Annotated in this window: 14 protein-coding genes and 2 pseudogenes; 11 read left to right on the forward strand and 5 right to left on the reverse strand. The window is 63.0% G+C overall.

Going from position 1 to position 16,017, the window contains the following annotated elements:
* The first annotated feature begins 12 nt into the window (after positions 1–12).
* The 3 genes and pseudogenes from nudC to EOA27_RS02440 all read left to right on the forward strand — a co-directional run bounded on the left by nudC (position 13) and on the right by EOA27_RS02440 (position 1,659).
* Complete coding sequence (gene nudC, locus EOA27_RS02430) at positions 13–933, forward strand: NAD(+) diphosphatase (protein ID WP_281059391.1); 921 nt, start codon at positions 13–15, stop codon at positions 931–933.
* 10 nt (positions 934–943) lie between these two features.
* Entirely contained in the window at positions 944–1,249 is a 306-nt protein-coding gene (locus tag EOA27_RS02435) for a Dabb family protein (RefSeq protein ID WP_126079445.1), read from the forward strand.
* A gap of 158 nt (positions 1,250–1,407) precedes the next feature.
* Positions 1,408–1,659, forward strand: a pseudogene (locus EOA27_RS02440) (type II toxin-antitoxin system Phd/YefM family antitoxin).
* Positions 1,660–1,683: 24 nt separating this feature from the next.
* On the opposite strand, the gene EOA27_RS02445 reads toward EOA27_RS02440, so the two are convergent.
* Positions 1,684–2,547: a prephenate dehydratase gene (locus EOA27_RS02445; RefSeq protein WP_126079446.1), complete on the reverse strand. Its 864-nt coding sequence runs from the start codon at positions 2,545–2,547 to the stop codon at positions 1,684–1,686.
* A 10-nt stretch (positions 2,548–2,557) separates the two neighbouring features.
* Positions 2,558–3,286: a 3-deoxy-manno-octulosonate cytidylyltransferase gene (locus tag EOA27_RS02450; RefSeq protein ID WP_126079447.1), complete on the reverse strand. Its 729-nt coding sequence runs from the start codon at positions 3,284–3,286 to the stop codon at positions 2,558–2,560.
* Positions 3,287–3,479: 193 nt separating this feature from the next.
* Here EOA27_RS02450 and EOA27_RS02455 point away from each other — a divergent pair, with 193 nt between their 5' ends.
* The 7 genes and pseudogenes from EOA27_RS02455 to EOA27_RS02485 all read left to right on the forward strand — a co-directional run bounded on the left by EOA27_RS02455 (position 3,480) and on the right by EOA27_RS02485 (position 12,927).
* A complete protein-coding gene (locus tag EOA27_RS02455; protein WP_126079448.1) occupies positions 3,480–4,142 on the forward strand; it encodes a cytochrome c family protein in 663 nt (220 codons plus the stop codon).
* A gap of 158 nt (positions 4,143–4,300) precedes the next feature.
* Positions 4,301–6,181, forward strand: coding sequence for an extracellular solute-binding protein (locus tag EOA27_RS02460; protein ID WP_126079449.1), 1,881 nt, complete (start codon positions 4,301–4,303; stop codon positions 6,179–6,181).
* Positions 6,181–8,058 (forward strand): extracellular solute-binding protein, encoded by a 1,878-nt coding sequence (locus tag EOA27_RS02465; RefSeq protein ID WP_126079450.1) that lies wholly within the window; start codon positions 6,181–6,183, stop codon positions 8,056–8,058. Before EOA27_RS02460 ends, EOA27_RS02465 begins: the two co-directional genes overlap by 1 nt.
* A 30-nt stretch (positions 8,059–8,088) precedes the next feature.
* Entirely contained in the window at positions 8,089–9,183 is a 1,095-nt protein-coding gene (locus EOA27_RS02470) for a microcin C ABC transporter permease YejB (RefSeq protein WP_126062887.1), read from the forward strand.
* A complete protein-coding gene (locus EOA27_RS02475) occupies positions 9,183–10,322 on the forward strand; it encodes an ABC transporter permease (protein WP_126079451.1) in 1,140 nt (379 codons plus the stop codon). Before EOA27_RS02470 ends, EOA27_RS02475 begins: the two co-directional genes overlap by 1 nt.
* Positions 10,319–11,947 carry an ABC transporter ATP-binding protein gene (locus tag EOA27_RS02480; protein WP_127255357.1) on the forward strand — a complete coding sequence of 543 codons (1,629 nt, stop codon included), beginning with the start codon at positions 10,319–10,321 and terminating at the stop codon, positions 11,945–11,947. Before EOA27_RS02475 ends, EOA27_RS02480 begins: the two co-directional genes overlap by 4 nt.
* A gap of 38 nt (positions 11,948–11,985) precedes the next feature.
* A pseudogene (locus tag EOA27_RS02485) lies at positions 11,986–12,927 on the forward strand (glyoxylate/hydroxypyruvate reductase A).
* Positions 12,928–13,274: 347 nt separating this feature from the next.
* Here the strand turns inward: EOA27_RS02485 and EOA27_RS02490 are convergent.
* The 3 genes from EOA27_RS02490 to EOA27_RS02500 form a co-directional block, all read right to left on the reverse strand.
* Positions 13,275–13,805 carry an AAA family ATPase gene (locus EOA27_RS02490; RefSeq protein WP_126079454.1) on the reverse strand — a complete coding sequence of 177 codons (531 nt, stop codon included), beginning with the start codon at positions 13,803–13,805 and terminating at the stop codon, positions 13,275–13,277.
* A gap of 78 nt (positions 13,806–13,883) precedes the next feature.
* The gene (locus EOA27_RS02495; RefSeq protein WP_126079455.1) at positions 13,884–14,258 is read right to left on the reverse strand and encodes a hypothetical protein; all 375 of its coding nucleotides are present in this window, start codon (positions 14,256–14,258) and stop codon (positions 13,884–13,886) included.
* A 94-nt stretch (positions 14,259–14,352) separates the two neighbouring features.
* Positions 14,353–15,276 (reverse strand): methyltransferase domain-containing protein, encoded by a 924-nt coding sequence (locus EOA27_RS02500; RefSeq protein WP_126079456.1) that lies wholly within the window; start codon positions 15,274–15,276, stop codon positions 14,353–14,355.
* A 108-nt stretch (positions 15,277–15,384) separates the two neighbouring features.
* Here EOA27_RS02500 and EOA27_RS02505 point away from each other — a divergent pair.
* A partial coding sequence (locus tag EOA27_RS02505; protein WP_127255359.1) for an MBL fold metallo-hydrolase occupies positions 15,385–16,017 on the forward strand: 633 nt, incomplete at its 3' end.

Here is a 16,017-nt window from a genome sequence, read left to right on the forward strand (position 1 = left end):
GCCGATACGGCGATCCTCGACCAGGCGATCGAAGCGCTGGCCGTTTCGCGCCGGGCGATGGCGGAGCAGGGCATCCATCTGGCGTTGGCCGCGATCTTCGGCGTGGTGGCGGAAGCGGACCGCTATTTCGCTTCCCAGGAGCCGTGGGCACTGAAGAAGACCAATCCGGAGCGGATGGAAACGGTCTTGTGGACAACGGCCGAACTGGTGCGACGCGTGGCACTCCTTTGCCAGCCCTTCATTCCGGGATCGGCGGCCAAGCTGCTCGACCTGCTGGCCGTGCCTGCGGGCATTGAGCCGGAAAATCTCCCCGAGACGGTCAAGGCGATCGACTATCGTTCCGTCTATATGCAAGGGCTGATCGACGAGGCGGCGGCCGGCGCGCTGGCGCAAGGAGCGGCGCTGCTCGCTTGGCACGCCAGCCACGCCTTCTGCTCGAAATGCGGGAACCGCTCGGAAATGCGCGCCGGCGGCTACAGGCGCCACTGTCCGGCCTGCGGCACCGATCACTTTCCGCGCACCGACCCGGTGGCGATCATGCTGACGGCAACGCGCGAAAAATGCCTGCTGGGGCGCGGCCGGCATTTCGCGCCGGGCATGTATTCGGCGCTTGCCGGCTTCATCGAGCCGGGCGAGACGATCGAGGCGGCGGTGCGGCGCGAGACGCTGGAAGAGGCCGGCATCCGGCTCGGCCGCGTCGTCTACCACGCCAGCCAGCCCTGGCCGTTCCCCTATTCGCTGATGATCGGCTGCTTCGGCGAGCCGCTCAACGAGGATATCCAGGCTGACCTCAACGAGCTGGAGGATTGCCGCTGGTTCTTCCGAGCCGAGGTGCGCACGATGCTGGACAGGACGCATGCCGACGGCTTGATTACGCCGCCGAAAGGGGCGATCGCCCATCACCTCATCCGCGCCTGGGTCGACAGCGAATAGGAGCGCAAGAATGATCCGTCATACCGTGGTGTTCACCTTGAAGCACGAGCCGCATTCGCTGGAGACAAAGCGCTTCCTGCACGACGCGAAGAAAATCCTTACCGGGATCAAGGGCGTCACGCATTTCGAGCAGCTGCGGCAGGTGAGCCCGAAGAACGACTACCAGTTCGGCTTCTCGATGGAGTTCGCCGACCAGGCGGCCTACACGCGCTACAACGAGCACCCCGACCACGTTGCGTTCGTGCGCGATCGCTGGGTGCCGGAGGTCGAGAAGTTCTTGGAGATCGATTACGTGCCGTTGGGCGCGGTGATCTAAGCGCAAGTCGTTGTAAAACAGGGTGAGCCGCCAGGCACACTCCTAGCACGGCGGCACAACCAATCACTTGATATGGCTGGTCATCCATTCGCTCAATCTTGCAATTCCTGCTCAAGCGGATCAGATGTGGTTACGCAATCTCGTTTTGCGAAAGTGATATGATCACTACGCTTTCATGCCGTGAACTCAAACAGGATCTTGGCCGCGCAAAACGCGCTGCCAAGGACGGCCCTGTGATCATCACCGACAGTGGGCGGCCAGTGCATGTCCTCATGTCGTTCGATGAATATTAACGGCTCACCGGCAAAACGCGGTCGCTCGGTGACATGCTGGCTATGCCGGAGGTGGGTGACCTTGATTTGCCGCTGCCGCCCCACACGGAACACGCCCTACCAGTAGACTTGTCCTGATGCTGTAGCTCGATATTCGTGGCCCTAATCAGCCACCTTCCACTGCTCGCGCGAGGCGCTCGCCGGATAGACGCCAAGGATGCGCATCTCGCGCGAGAAGAAGCTCAGCTCGTGAAGCGCCAGCTTGACCAGCGGATCGTCCGGGTGGCCTTCGATGTCGGCGTAGAACAGCGTCGCGGTGAAGGCGCCGAGTTGGTAGCTCTCGAGCTTGGTCATGTTGATGCCGTTGGTGGCGAAGCCGCCCATGGCCTTGTAGAGCGCGGCAGGCACGTTGCGGACGCGGAAGATGAAGGTCGTCATCATCTTGGCGTCCGGCGTGGGCCGCTCCACCCATTGCTTGTTCTTGGTCAAGACGACGAAGCGGGTGACGTTGGAGTCGGTGTCCTCGACATTCTTCTCGATGATGTCGAGCCCATAAAGCTCCGCGGCAAGAGCCGGCGCCAGCGAGGCCATGGTGCGGTCCTTGACCTCCGACACCATCTTCGCCGAACCCGCCGTGTCACCGGCGATCACCGGCTTCCAGCCGTTCTTGCGGATATATTTGCGGCACTGTCCCAACGCGTGGATGTGGCTGTGCACGGTCTTGATCTCTTCGCGCTTCACTCCCGGCAGCACCATCAGCTGGAAGTGGATCGGCAGGAAATATTCGCCGACGATGTGCAGCTTCGATTCCGGCAACAGGTGATGGATGTCGGCGACCCGGCCGGCGATCGTGTTCTCGATCGGGATCATGGCGAGCTCGGCCTTGCCGGTCTCGACCGCATTGAAAGCATCCTCGAAGGTCGGGCAGGGCAAAGGGTCCATGGTGGGGAACATGTTGCGGCACGCCGTGTCGGAATTGGCGCCGGGTTCGCCCTGGAAGGATATTCTGTTGGTCTTTGCGGTCATGCGGATGGTCTCAGCTTGAAAGGATCTGCCTGGCGCGTTCCAGGTCGTGCGGCGTGTCGACGCCCAGCGGCAGCGACTGAACGATCTCGGCGTCGATGCGCATGCCGGCTTCCAGCGCCCGCAATTGCTCCAGCCGCTCGCGGCGCTCCAGCGGCGAGGGCTTGAGCGCCACGAAGCGTTCGAGCGCTGCACGGCGATAGGCGTAGAGGCCGATGTGATGGTAGAGCGGCCCCTCGCCCCAGGGCGCGGTGGCGCGGGTGAAATAAAGCGCTTTCAACCGCGTCGCGGAACGTGGTGAGCCGACGATCTTGACCACATTCGGGTTGGTCTTTTCCTCGTCGCGCACGATCTCGACGCCGAGCGTGGCGATGTCGACCGATTTGTCCTCAAACGGCCGCAGCGACGCGCCGATGATCTCGGGATCGATGGTCGGCAGGTCGCCCTGCACATTGACGATCGTTTCCACTTGCTTTTCAGGGTCGAGAGCCGTCAGCGCCTCGAAGATGCGGTCCGAGCCCGATTCGTGACCAATGCGGGTCATGACCGCCTCGAAGCCATGCGCCCGCACGGCCTCAGCGACAGCTTGCGTGTCGGTCGCCACCACGACGCGGCCGAGCCCAGCCTCGGCGGCGCGGCGGGCGACATGGACGATCATCGGCGCGCCCGCAATGTCGGCCAGCGGCTTGCCCGGCAGGCGCGTCGAGGCCATGCGGGCGGGGATCAGGATCAAGGTTGACATCGGATTTTGGAGCGGTCGAAAAACAGGGGTGGAAAAGTGGCAAAAGGTCTCACTGGAAGCGCCCTTATAGGTGTTGCAACGCCAGAGCAAAAGACCTAGTTTCCGCCCGGTTTGACTGGCCTTTCAGGGCAGTTCGCGATACCGACGGACGGAGTGGACGGGACGGTCCGCCGGAAAAGGGAGCAAGGGGCGTATGGATTCCAACGAAGTCAACAAGCTGCTCGGCGGATTTCTGGGAACCTGCTTCATCGTCTTTTCGATAGGCCTCGTCTCGGACGGGCTGTTCGCCTCGCCCGCCCCCGAAAAGCCCGGCTTCGCCATCGAGGCGCAGGAGCCGACCGAAGGCGGCGCGGCCGCGCCGGCCGCGGCTGAAAAGCCGATCGCCGATCTGCTCGCCAGCGCCAGCGCCGATGCGGGCGCCGCCATCTTCAAGAAGTGCCAGGCCTGCCATTCCGGCGAAAAGGGCGGTCCGAACAAGGTCGGTCCGGATCTCTGGGACATCGTCGACCGCCCCGTCGCCGAGCACGAGGGCTTTGCCTATTCGTCCGGCATGAAGGATTTTTCCAAGGGCGGCCAGGAGCATTGGACCTACGACAACCTCAACCACTTCATCACCTCGCCGAAGAAGTTCGTGAAGGGCACGGCGATGGGCTTCGCCGGCCTGCCGAAGGAAGAAGACCGTGCCAACGTGATCGCCTATCTGCGCACGCTGTCGGACAATCCGAAGCCGCTGCCGCAGCCGGGCGCCGCCGCCGACGCCTCGGCAAAGCCGGCCGAAGCCGCCAAGCCGGCGGATGGCGCTGCCAAGCCGACCGAGGAAACCGCTCCAGCCAAGCCTGCGGCGCCTGCTCAATAAACAATTTGTAATCGAGATATCCTCAGAAAAGCCGGGTTCGTCCCGGCTTTTCTGTTAGGAAACCTGCATGGACAGCTACAAAGGCCATCCCTTGCGGTTTCCACCGGCGTCAAATGATCTAGATTGCGGGTGGTTGGAACTAGCGACGAGGAGAACGCATGACGGTTGGCCGATTCCGCACGCTTTTCGCATCGGCGCTGGCGCTCGCCTTCGCCTCGAGCCTGCAGGCCAGCTTCGCCGATGAGTGGCACACGACGTCCTCGCTGATCGGACCTTCCAAATACGGCGAGAACTTCCAGCGCTACGACTACGTCAATCCGGATGCGCCGAAGGGCGGCACCTACAACTCCGTTGTTGTAGGCACCTTCGACAGCTTCAACCCTTACATTGTGCAGGGATCGTCGGCCGCCGGCTTCGCAGAGTTCGGCGGCGGCCTGCTCTATGACACGCTGATGGACCAGGCGACGGATGAGGGCAGCGTAAGCCATCCTCTGATTGCCGAGGCCTACAAATATCCGGCGGATTATTCGTCTGCGACCTATCGGCTTAACCCCCAAGCCAAATGGCATGACGGACAGCCGATCACCGCCGACGACGTGATCTGGTCGTTCCAGGTGCTGAAGGCCAACAGCCCGATGTATAGCCGCTATTTCGAGAACGTGACCGAGGCCGTCGCCATTTCGGACCGGGAGGTCGAGTTCCATTTCAACCAGAAGGGCAATCGGGAACTGCCCAAGATCCTCGGCGACCTCGTCGTCTTGCCGAAGCACTGGTGGGAGGGCACCGACCCCAGCGGCAAGAAGCGCGACATAACGAAGTCGACGCTGGAACCGCCGCTCGGCTCCGCCGCCTACAAGATCGCAAGCTTCAAGCCGGGCTCGGAGATCGTCTGGCAACGCGTTCCGGATTATTGGGGCGCCAAGCTGCCGGTGAAGATCGGCCGCGAGAATTTCGACATCCAGCGCTTCACCTACATCCTGGACGACAATGCCGCATGGCAGGCCTTCACCAAGGGCGGATTTCAGGATCTCAAACCGGAGAACAGCTCGAGGCGTTGGGCGACATTCTACAATTTCCCGGCGATCAAGGCTGGCGACGTGATCAAGAAGGAGTTCAAGACCACCTCGCCCGAGCCGATGCAGGCTTTCATGCTCAACCAGCGGCGCCGACTATTCCAGGATCGTCTTGTGAGGGCAGCACTGACATATCCATTCGATTTCGAGACGATGAACCGCACGCTGTTCTACAACTCGAACACGCGTACCCAGAGCTATTTCCAGGGCACGGAGCTTGCGTCGAGCGGGCTGCCGCAAGGCAAGGAACTCGAAATCCTGGAGAAGTATCGCGACAAGCTTCCGCCGGAACTCTTCACGCAGGAATTCAAGCTGCCGGTCTATGATTCACCGCAAGCGGAACGGAAATACCTGAAGCAGGCGGTCGATCTCTTCGCCCAGGCAGGCTGGGCGATCAAAGGCGGCAAGATGGTGAACGCCAAGACCGGCGAGCCGTTCAAATTCGAAGTCCTCGGCGCGGCGGACACGGACCAGGTGATTTCCAGCCCTTGGATCGCTAATCTGCGCAAGATCGGTGTCGATGCGACGCTGCGCATCATCGATCCGACGCAGTACATCAACAGGCGCAACAATTTCGACTACGACGTCATCATCGGCCAGCTTGGCCAGTCGGAATCGCCTGGGAACGAGCAGCGAGACTTCTGGAGTTCGAAGGCGGCGGACACGCCAGGATCGCGCAACTATTCCGGCATCAAGAGCCCGGTCGTCGATGCGCTCGTCGACCGCATCATCTTCGCCACCGACCGCGACGATCTCATCGCCACGACCCATGCGCTCGATCGCGTCCTGTTGTGGAACTACTATACCGTGCCGCAATATTACCGCGCGGTGGTTTGGCTTGCCTACTGGAACAAGTTCGGCATGCCTGAGAAGCAGCCCACCTACCGGGGCGCTGATATCGATTCCTGGTGGATCGACCCCGCGAAGGAAAAGGCGCTGGCCGCCAAGTACAAGGGCCTCAATTGATGGAGCGGCGGACTTTGCTTCCTCGCCGCGATTTCCTGGCGCTCGGCGCCGCAGCCACTGCCGCCGCACTGCTGCCAGGCCGGGCGTTTGCCGACACGCCGACCGGCGTCAAGCTGCACGGCCTGTCGGCCTTCGGCGACCTGAAATACAAGCCCGACTTCACGCATTTCGACTATGTCAACGTCGATGCGCCGCAAGGCGGCACCTTCAATTTCTCGCCGCCCAATTGGGGCGCCAACCAGAGTCCGCAGACCTTCAACACGCTGAATTCCTTCGTCCCCAAGGGCGATTCCCCGCAGCGCATGGAGATGTGCTTCGATACGCTGATGGCGAGGGCGCTCGACGAGCCTGATGCTGTTTACGGGCTGATCGCCCAAAGCGTGACGATTTCTGACGACCGCAACAGTTTCACCTTCTCGCTGCGCCCGCAGGCACGGTTCCACGATGGTTCCCAGCTGACTGCGGAAGACGCCGCCTTCACCTTCAAGCTGCTGAAGGACAAGGGCCATCCCGACTACGCGCTGTCGCTGACCCACCTCGACGACGCGGCAGCCGTCGACGTTCACACGCTGCAGCTCAAATTCTCAGGCAAGCAGTCGGCCCGCACCATCCTCAACGTGGTCAGTTTTCCGATCCTTTCGAAGGCCTTCTTCACGGCCAACCCGTTCGATTCCTCCCAGCTCAACCCGCCGCTCGGCTCAAGCGCCTACAAGGTCGGGCGCTGGTCCGCGGGCGCCTGGATCGAATATGAGCGCGTGGCCGACTATTGGGGTAACGACCTGCCGGTCAATCGCGGCCAGAACAATTTCAGACGTATCCGCATCGAATTCTACCAGGATCGTACGGCCGGGTTCGAGGCCTTCAAGAAGGGCGAGATCCTCTACCGCGAGGAGTTCACCTCGCGCGTCTGGGCGACGGCCTACGACTTCCCGGCCTTTACCGCCGGCAAGGTGATCAAGCATGAGTTCCCGGCCGAAACCACGCCTTCCATGCAGGCCACCGCGGTCAACCAGCGGCGTGAGCAATTCAAGGATCCACGTGTTCGGCAGGCGATCGCGCTCTGTTTCGATTTCGAATGGACGCGGCGCAACTTCTTCTATGGCTCCTACGAGCGCTCGCAGTCCTGCTTCGAGAAATCCGACTTCCGGGCCGAGGGCATGCCAACGCCGCAGGAGCTGGCGCTGCTGGAATCACTGCGCGACCAGCTGCCGCCGGAGACCTTCGGTGAAGCGGTGACGCAACCGCCATCGGATGGGTCCGGACGAGATCGCAAGCAACTGAGCGCTGCGCTGAAATTGCTCGCAGAGGCTGGCTGGAAACGCTCCGGCGATTTCGTGCTCAATGACAAGGGCGGCCGGCTGGCGGCTGAATTTCTGGTCGACGACGAGACCTTCGTGCAGGTCTATTCGCCTTGGGTCGCCAATATGAAGGCCATCGGCATCGATGCTTCGATCCGCCTGGTGGATTCGGCGCAGTACCAGCTCAGGCAATCGACATTCGATTTCGACCTGCTGTCGGCCGCCTTCAACTTCAGCGCCACGCCGACCCGCGACGATCTGGAGATCTTCTTCCACTCGCGGAGCGCCGCGGTGTCGGGCTCGCGCAACCTGTCGGGCATTGCAAACCCGGCCGTCGATGCGCTGATCGATGCCGTCGGCGCTGCCAAAGACCGTGAAAGCCTGACCACCGCCATGCGCGCGTTGGACCGGGCCTTGCGCGCGCGGCGCGATTGGATTCCAAGTTGGTATCTGGCGAATCACCGAAGCGCCTATTGGGACATGTTCGGCTTTCCAGGGCAGAAACCCGATTTCGGCTTTCCGGTCGAGGCGCTGTGGTGGTTCGACAAGGGCAAGGCGGCAAAGATTGGCAAAGCCTGACATGATCATCCGCGCGGGGCCTGTCGCCTGATGGGCGCCTATATCCTGCGCCGCATTCTTCTCATGATCCCGACGCTGTTCGGCATCATGGCGATCTCCTTCGCGGTCATCCAGTTCGCGCCGGGCGGCCCGGTCGAGCAGGTGATCGCCAAGCTGACCAACCAGGGCGGCAACGACCGCCTCGGCAGCGGTGGCGGCGACGCCGGTGGCGGCAATCTCGACGTGGCCGGTGATGTCGGCTCGAAATATCGCGGCGCGCAGGGGCTCGACCCCGAATTCATCAAGAAGCTGGAAAAGCAGTTCGGCTTCGACAAGCCGCCGCTCGAGCGCTTCGGCATGATGCTGTGGAATTATATCCGCTTCGATTTCGGCGACAGCTATTTCCGCGATATCTCGGTGCTGAACCTGATCCTGGAGAAGATGCCGGTCTCGATTTCCATCGGTCTGTGGATCACGCTTTTGTCCTACCTGATCTCGATCCCGCTCGGCATCCGCAAGGCGGTGAAGGACGGCTCGACCTTCGACGTCTGGACCAGCGGCGTCGTCATCGTCGGCTATGCCATTCCCGGCTTCCTGTTCGGCATCCTTCTGATGGTGCTGTTTGCCGGCGGTTCGTTCTGGGACTGGTTCCCGCTGCGCGGCATCGTTTCGGACAATTGGGACCAGCTGTCCTGGCCCGCCAAGATCGCCGACTATTTCTGGCATATGACGCTGCCGCTGACGGCGCTGGTGCTGTCGGCTTTCGCAACGACCACCCTGCTGACCAAAAACTCTTTCCTCGAAGAGATCCGCAAGCAATATGTCGTGACGGCGCGCGCCAAGGGCCTGTCGGAGCACAAGGTGCTCTATGGACACGTCTTCCGCAACGCCATGCTGATCGTGATCGCCGGCTTTCCCGGCGCCTTCATCTCGGCCTTCTTCACCGGCTCGCTGCTGATCGAGAACATCTTCTCGCTCGACGGCCTCGGCCTGCTCGGCTTCAAGTCGGTGATCGACCGCGACTATCCGGTGGTGTTCGCCACGCTTTACATCTTCTCGCTGCTTGGCCTGTTCGTCGGCCTTCTGTCCGACCTGATCTACACCTGGGTCGATCCGCGCATCGACTTCGAGCGGAGAGACATCTGATGGCCGAGGCTGCGATCGAAAGCGCGCCGGCCAGGCCTCGCAGGCCATTCCTGTCGCCGCTCAACCAGAGGCGGTTGCAGAATTTCAAGGCCAACCGGCGCGGCTACTGGTCCCTCTGGATCTTCCTGTTCCTGTTCGTGCTGTCGCTGTTTTCCGAGCTGATCGCCAATGACAAGCCGATCATCGCCTCCTACAAGGGCGAGATCCTGTTTCCGGTCCTGGTCGCCTATCCGGAAGAGAAGTTCGGTGGTTTCTACGCCGTCACCGACTATCGCGATCCGGTCATCCAGGACGAGATCAATGCCAATGGCTGGATGATCTGGCCGGCGGTCCGTTACTCCTATCAGACCGTCAACAACGCCATTCCAGAGCCGGCGCCGGCAAAACCATCCTGGCTTTACGACAAGAACAAGCGCTGCGGCCAATACCCGAAGGGAGAGGCCGACGAGAACTGCGTTGTGGGCAACTGGAACTGGCTGGGCACCGACGACCAGGCCCGCGACGTGCTGGCCCGAGTGCTCTACGGCTTCCGCATCTCGGTTCTGTTCGGGCTGATCCTGACGCTCGGCTCGTCGCTGATCGGCGTCGCGGCCGGCGCGGTGCAAGGCTATTTCGGCGGCTGGACCGACCTTCTCTTCCAGCGTTTCATCGAGATCTGGTCGGCGATCCCGGTGCTCTACCTGCTGCTCATCGTCTCGGCCATCCTGCCGCCCGGCTTCTTCATCCTGCTCGGCCTGATGCTGCTGTTCTCATGGGTGGCCCTGGTCGGAGTGGTGCGGGCCGAATTCCTGCGCGCCCGCAACTTCGAATATGTCAACGCGGCGCGCGCGCTCGGCGTGCCAAACCTCACCATCATGTTCCGGCACCTGTTGCCCAACGCCATGGTGGCGACGCTGACCTTCCTGCCCTTCCTGCTCTCCGGCTCGATCTCGACGCTGACCTCGCTCGACTATCTCGGCTTCGGCCTGCCGCCCGGCTCGGCCTCGCTCGGCGAATTGCTGAAACAGGCGCAACGCAACCTCAACGCGCCCTGGCTCGGCATTTCGGGCTTCATCGTCATCTCGCTGATGCTGTCGCTGCTGGTCTTCATCGGCGAGGCGACACGCGACGCCTTCGATCCGCGCAAGACGTTCAAATGAGCGAAGCCCTGCTGTCCGTCCAAGATCTGAGCGTCGCCTTCGCGCAGGGCGGCAAGCAGTCCATCGCCGTCGACCATATCTCGTTCGACATCGGCAAGGGCGAGACGGTTGCCCTGGTCGGCGAATCCGGCTCGGGCAAATCGGTATCGGCGCTGTCGGTGCTGAAGCTCCTGCCCTATCCCGCCGCCAGCCATCCCTCGGGCAGAATCCTGTTCAGCGGCGCCGACCTGCTCGCCATGAACGAGAAGGCGTTGCGCGGCGTGCGCGGCAACAAGATCACCATGATCTTCCAGGAGCCGATGACCTCGCTCAACCCGCTGCACACGGTCGAGCAGCAGATCGTCGAGGTGCTGCAACTGCATCAAGGCCTGCGCGATGCTCCGGCCAGGGCGCGCACGCTGGAGCTGCTCAACGAGGTCGGCATCCGCGAGCCGGAGAAACGTCTCGACGCCTACCCGCACCAGCTCTCCGGCGGCCAGCGCCAGCGCGTCATGATCGCCATGGCTTTGGCTAACGAGCCGGAGCTTTTGATCGCCGACGAGCCGACGACGGCGCTCGACGTGACCGTGCAGGCGCAGATCCTCCAGTTGCTCGCGGAGTTGAAAAGCCGCAAGGGCATGTCGATGCTGTTCATCACGCACGACCTCGGCATCGTCAGGAAGATCGCCGACCGTGTCTGCGTGATGACCAAGGGCAAGATCGTCGAGACCGGGCCGACCAAGGAGATCTTCGCCAACCCGCAACATCCTTACACGAAGCATCTCTTGGCCGCAGAGCCGAAGGGCAAGCCGCCTGCGGCAGACCCGGGCGCCAAATCCGTCATGGCGGGCAAGGACATGAAGGTCTGGTTCCCGATCAAGAGGGGCTTCTTCCGCAAGACCGTCGACCATGTGAAGGCCGTGGACGGCATCGACGTCACCGTGCGCGCCGGCCAGACGCTGGGCGTGGTCGGCGAATCCGGTTCGGGCAAGACGACGCTCGGGCTGGCGCTCGCGCGGATGATCTCCTCGACCGGCACGATCAACTTTAACGGACGCGACATCGACCAGCTCTCCTTCAGCGCCATGCGGCCGCTCAGGCGCGAATTGCAGATCGTTTTCCAGGACCCGTTCGGATCGCTCAGCCCACGCCTGTCGGTTTCCGAGATCATCGAGGAAGGGCTGAAGATCCACGAGCCGAAGCTCTCGCCCGACCAGCGCGACGACAAGGTGGTCGCCGTGCTGAAGGAGGTCGGTCTCGATCCGGAAACGCGCCATCGCTACCCGCACGAGTTCTCCGGCGGCCAGCGCCAGCGCGTCGCCATCGCGCGCGCCATGGTGCTCAATCCGCGCTTCGTCATGCTCGACGAGCCGACCTCGGCGCTCGACATGAGCGTGCAGGCGCAGGTGGTCGATCTTTTGCGTAACCTGCAGGCCAAGCACAATCTCGCCTATCTCTTCATCAGCCACGACCTCAAGGTCGTCCGCGCCCTTGCCAATGACGTCATCGTCATGCGCAATGGCAAGGTCGTCGAAGCGGGACCTTCCGAACAGATCTTCGGCAGCCCGCAGACCGACTATACGCGGGCGCTGATGGCGGCGGCCTTCAAGATCGAGACGGCGCCGACCGGCGTGGTCAGCGAATAGGCCCGGCTGGATTGACGTAACAAGGACTGAATCCGCAAATGGAAAAAGGCAAAATCCTGCTTGCCGTCACGGCCTTTCATCCGCAGCGCTGGCATCAGCTGCTGGCGGCCGAGCGCGAGGTGGTGCTGGAGCCGGCAGGCGCCAACGATCCCTCGATCGCCTACGCGGTGGTGTGGAAACATAAGCCGAACCTGCTCTCCGGGCTGCCCAACCTGCGAGCCATCTTCTCGGTCGGCGCAGGCGTCGACCATATCTTCGCCGATCCCGGCCTGCCCGACGTGCCGATCGTCAGGGTGGTCGCCGACAATCTCACCCAATACATGACCGAGTATGTCGTCTGGCGGGTGCTCGATCACCATCGGCACGGCATGCTCTACCGGGCGCAGCAGCCGAAGAAGATCTGGCACGAGCCGCCGCAGCGCCCGGCCGGCGACATTTCCGTCAGCATCATGGGCCTCGGCCATCTCGGCCGCGCGGCGGCATCGGTGCTTTTGTCGCTCGGCTTTGCCGTGAACGGCTGGTCGCGCACCGACCGGCCGATGAAAGGTGTTTCGACCTATGCCGGCGAGGCGGGGCTGATCCCCTTCCTCAACGCCACCGATATCCTCGTCGTGCTGTTGCCGCTCACGCCGCAAACCCAGGGCATCGTGAATTACGGGCTGCTCAAGGAGTTGCGCCGGCGCAACGGGCTGGGCGGCGCCGTGCTGATCAATGCCGGTCGCGGACGCTTGCAGAAGGACGCAGACATCGTGCGCGCGCTGGATGACGGCACGCTGAAGGAAGCGAGCCTCGACGTGTTCGAGGTCGAGCCGCTGCCGAAGACAAGCCCGCTGTGGAGCCATCCGTAAGTCTTTATCACGCCACACGCGGCGGCGACATCGGATCCGGCTCATCTGGTGCCAGCCATGCTGCGGCAGATGGATGCGTTCGAGCGCGGCGAGAAGCTCGAAAACCTGGTCGACCGCGAGGCCGGGTATTAGTTGCCTTGGCAGACCCCATGCCTTGGCGATTGGCCGAGACGCCTGTCGCGGTCGTCATCCACGGGCGGAGCAAGGAGCGTAGCGACGCGCGCAGACCCGAGGATCCATGCCGTGACTTGGGAGCGCCGCGGCGGTCCGGAATTCTGCACCGTTGCACACTTCGGTCCAGGTAACGGAATGGATTCTATGGTCTGCGCGCGTCGCTGCGCTCCTTGCTCCGCCCTAGAATGACGAGGTTCAAGAGCCTCCAGCTCATCGCCAGCGATGGGCGTTCCGGCCAATCTCCAACGCATGCCACCTGCCAACGCAAAACACAGCCGACCGGTCAAAACCCCTGTGCGGTGCCACTAGTTCAGGCTCAAACCCCAGTCCCGGAAACATTGCTTGATTGCACTCACCGAGGACAGCCGCAGCTTTGGCAGGTCGATCGCATCCAGCATCGCGCTGTATCGCTTGCGATTTCGCGGCGTGACTACGGTGATATGGTGGATCATGTCCCATTTGACGCTGTCGCGCCCGCCTTCCAGGGCGCCGTGCCTGCCGGTCACGAACAGGGATCGCCGGAAATAACGCAGCAAGCTCATTGGCGTGGAGACGTCCAGCAGGATCAAGCCGGTCGCGTGCCGGAAACGCTGCGGCATGCAAACCGAGTAGTTGCCGTCCATCACCCAGCCCTCACCGGCGATGGCTGCATCGTGCAGGGCGATGAATTCGTCCCTTGGTCGCTGCTCCCAATCCGTATTGGGCAGATGAAAGAGCTGATCGAGGTGAACAGGTTCCAGGCCGCGCTTGCGCGCGATCGCGTTGGCAAGGGTGGACTTGCCGCTGTTGGACGGTCCCAGGATGCAAATGCGGTCGCCGAGGTCTGAGAGGTTCATCGGTTGGTCTTTCAAGAGCGCGATCAAACGCTCGTCGATGCAGCAGAGCGCCCAAGCGGAATACGGAATATCGGACGCTCAGGAAGGCTGCGAGCCGGGCAGCCCGAACGTCTCCTTCTTCTTCGGCTTGCCGCAGTCGCGGCGCTCGATCGAGCGGTTCATGGCGTCGATCTCACCGCTCGCCTTGTTGCTGGCGCGCTGCGCCTTGGAGCGCATGTCCGGCGTGAACGGGCCGAAGCCCATCGCCGGATTGGAGAAGACCGGCTTGGCCGTGATCGGCAGATTGTTCTGCTGCGCCAGTTGGTTGCGCTGCGCCAGCAATTGGTCGCAAGGCACATCGTCATATTGCAGTGAGGACTGGACGTCCTCGTCCTGGCGCTCGGCCATAGACGTGCCGCCGACACAGCCGGCGACCGTCAGGCAGGACGTCAACACAACCATGGTCCAGCGCATGGATTTCTCCTCGTGATGTCTGCCCCGCGCCACCCCGACCATGCCATTCAGGCTTTTTCGCAGCAAGGCCGGGCTCATGAGAGTGCCGGATTGCTCACCCGGCAGATGCGGCGGCAAAGCCGGCCACAATGGCCAGGCCCTCGACGGGATCATGCCGGTCGTGCCGGATAACCACGCTTTCCAGAGACAGGACCGCAAGCCCGCTGGCGGAGAGCACGCGCCGCGCATACGCCTCGGAATGAGCGTAGCGCCGTGACGGCAAAAGGGCGAAATCATCGCTGCCGGTATGCGTCTCGAGCGAGAAGGCGAATATGCCGTTCTGCGCAAGCATGTTCGCGACCGCGCCGACGATGCGTTCGAGCGCGCCCAGATAGATGAACACGTCGGCCGCGACCACAAGGTCGGCCCGCGCGCCAGAGTGGGAAAATCGCTGAAGGTCGGCCTTGGCCAGCAGGTCGTAGATGCCTTTGGCTTTCGCTTTGCTGAGCATGGCGGCCGAGATGTCGTAGCCCTCCAGCCGGTCGACGAACGGGCGCAGCCTTTCGCCCATCAGGCCGGTGCCGCAGCCGAGGTCGATGGCCAGCCGGAACCGGCCGGGCCTTGCCTCGCGGATGGCCTGGCTAAGGAAGTCCGGCAGCCGATAGCCCAGCTTCCCGACAAGCGAGTGCTCGAAACTGTCGGCGTAGTGATCGAACAAGGTCTCGACAAAGGCGCTGGGAGGCGCCGGGGCCGCGGGCACCTTGCCGATCAGGTGAAGCTTGAGTGCGGCGCCGAGGCGGTCCGCGGGGTCGAGCTTCAGCGTCATGGCCCAGGCCTGCGCGGCCTGATCGAGCCGGCCAGCCGCCTCCTCCATTTCGCCGAGGCGAAACCAGCCGGCGGCCCATCGCGGCGCCAGTTCCAGCGCGCCGAGCAGGAGCTCCGCCGCCTGCGCGGGCTCGCCCGAGGCGAGCAGCATCTCGGCGAAATCGGCGCGACGGTCGGCAGTCAAATCGCCCGATGAGGCCTGGAGCGGTTTCATTCGTGAAGAATCCCACCGTGGATGCGCAGCCGGCGGCTGCCCTTAAGATGAGTCAGCAGTCTCTTGCAACGGGCTTCCCGCGCTGAGTTTAGCCACTATCTTGGAACCATGCGCGCCAGCGACCTGCTCAAACCCCGGCCGGAGGGCCTCTACTGCCCGCCCGGCGATTTCTTCATCGATCCGGTGCGGCCTGTCGAGCGGGCGCTGATCACGCACGGCCATTCGGACCATGCACGCTCCGGCCACCGCTCGGTGCTCGCCACGCAAGAGACGCTCGACATCATGGGACTGCGCTATGGCGAGGATTTCGCCGGAACGACGCAGGCGGCAGTGCATGGCGAAACACTCGACATGAACGGCGTCGCCGTCACCTTCCACCCGGCCGGGCATGTCCTGGGCTCCGCGCAGATCTGCGTCGAGCACCGGGGCATGCGCATCGTCGCTTCCGGCGACTACAAGCGGCAAAAGGACGCCACCTGCCTGCCGTTCGAGCCGATCCGGTGCGATGTCTTCATCACCGAGGCGACCTTCGGCCTGCCGGTGTTCCGGCATCCGCCGGACCATGAGGAGATCGCGCGCGTGCTGAAATCGGCGGCGCAGTTTCCCGAACGCTCGCACCTGATCGGCGCCTATGCGCTCGGCAAGGCGCAGCGTGTGATGCGGCTGTTGCGCGACGCCGGCTACGACAAGCCGATCTATATCCACGGCGCGCTGGCCAAGCTCAGCGAATATTATCAGAGC

Origin of the sequence: Mesorhizobium sp. M2A.F.Ca.ET.037.01.1.1 (genome assembly GCF_003998075.1) — a bacterium.
In the GTDB taxonomy this organism is placed as follows: domain Bacteria; phylum Pseudomonadota; class Alphaproteobacteria; order Rhizobiales; family Rhizobiaceae; genus Mesorhizobium.

Bases quoted from the DNA above. Each gene is read 5' to 3' on its own strand.
- EOA27_RS02435 (WP_126079445.1), top strand. From the start codon at position 944: ATGATCCGTCATACCGTGGTGTTCACCTTGAAGCACGAGCCGCATTCG.
- EOA27_RS02445 (WP_126079446.1), bottom strand. From the start codon at position 2,547: ATGACCGCAAAGACCAACAGAATATCCTTCCAGGGCGAACCCGGCGCC.
- EOA27_RS02450 (WP_126079447.1), bottom strand. From the start codon at position 3,286: ATGTCAACCTTGATCCTGATCCCCGCCCGCATGGCCTCGACGCGCCTG.
- EOA27_RS02455 (WP_126079448.1), top strand. From the start codon at position 3,480: ATGGATTCCAACGAAGTCAACAAGCTGCTCGGCGGATTTCTGGGAACC.
- EOA27_RS02460 (WP_126079449.1), top strand. From the start codon at position 4,301: ATGACGGTTGGCCGATTCCGCACGCTTTTCGCATCGGCGCTGGCGCTC.
- EOA27_RS02465 (WP_126079450.1), top strand. From the start codon at position 6,181: ATGGAGCGGCGGACTTTGCTTCCTCGCCGCGATTTCCTGGCGCTCGGC.
- EOA27_RS02470 (WP_126062887.1), top strand. From the start codon at position 8,089: ATGGGCGCCTATATCCTGCGCCGCATTCTTCTCATGATCCCGACGCTG.
- EOA27_RS02475 (WP_126079451.1), top strand. From the start codon at position 9,183: ATGGCCGAGGCTGCGATCGAAAGCGCGCCGGCCAGGCCTCGCAGGCCA.
- EOA27_RS02480 (WP_127255357.1), top strand. From the start codon at position 10,319: ATGAGCGAAGCCCTGCTGTCCGTCCAAGATCTGAGCGTCGCCTTCGCG.
- EOA27_RS02490 (WP_126079454.1), bottom strand. From the start codon at position 13,805: ATGAACCTCTCAGACCTCGGCGACCGCATTTGCATCCTGGGACCGTCC.
- EOA27_RS02495 (WP_126079455.1), bottom strand. From the start codon at position 14,258: ATGCGCTGGACCATGGTTGTGTTGACGTCCTGCCTGACGGTCGCCGGC.
- EOA27_RS02500 (WP_126079456.1), bottom strand. From the start codon at position 15,276: ATGAAACCGCTCCAGGCCTCATCGGGCGATTTGACTGCCGACCGTCGC.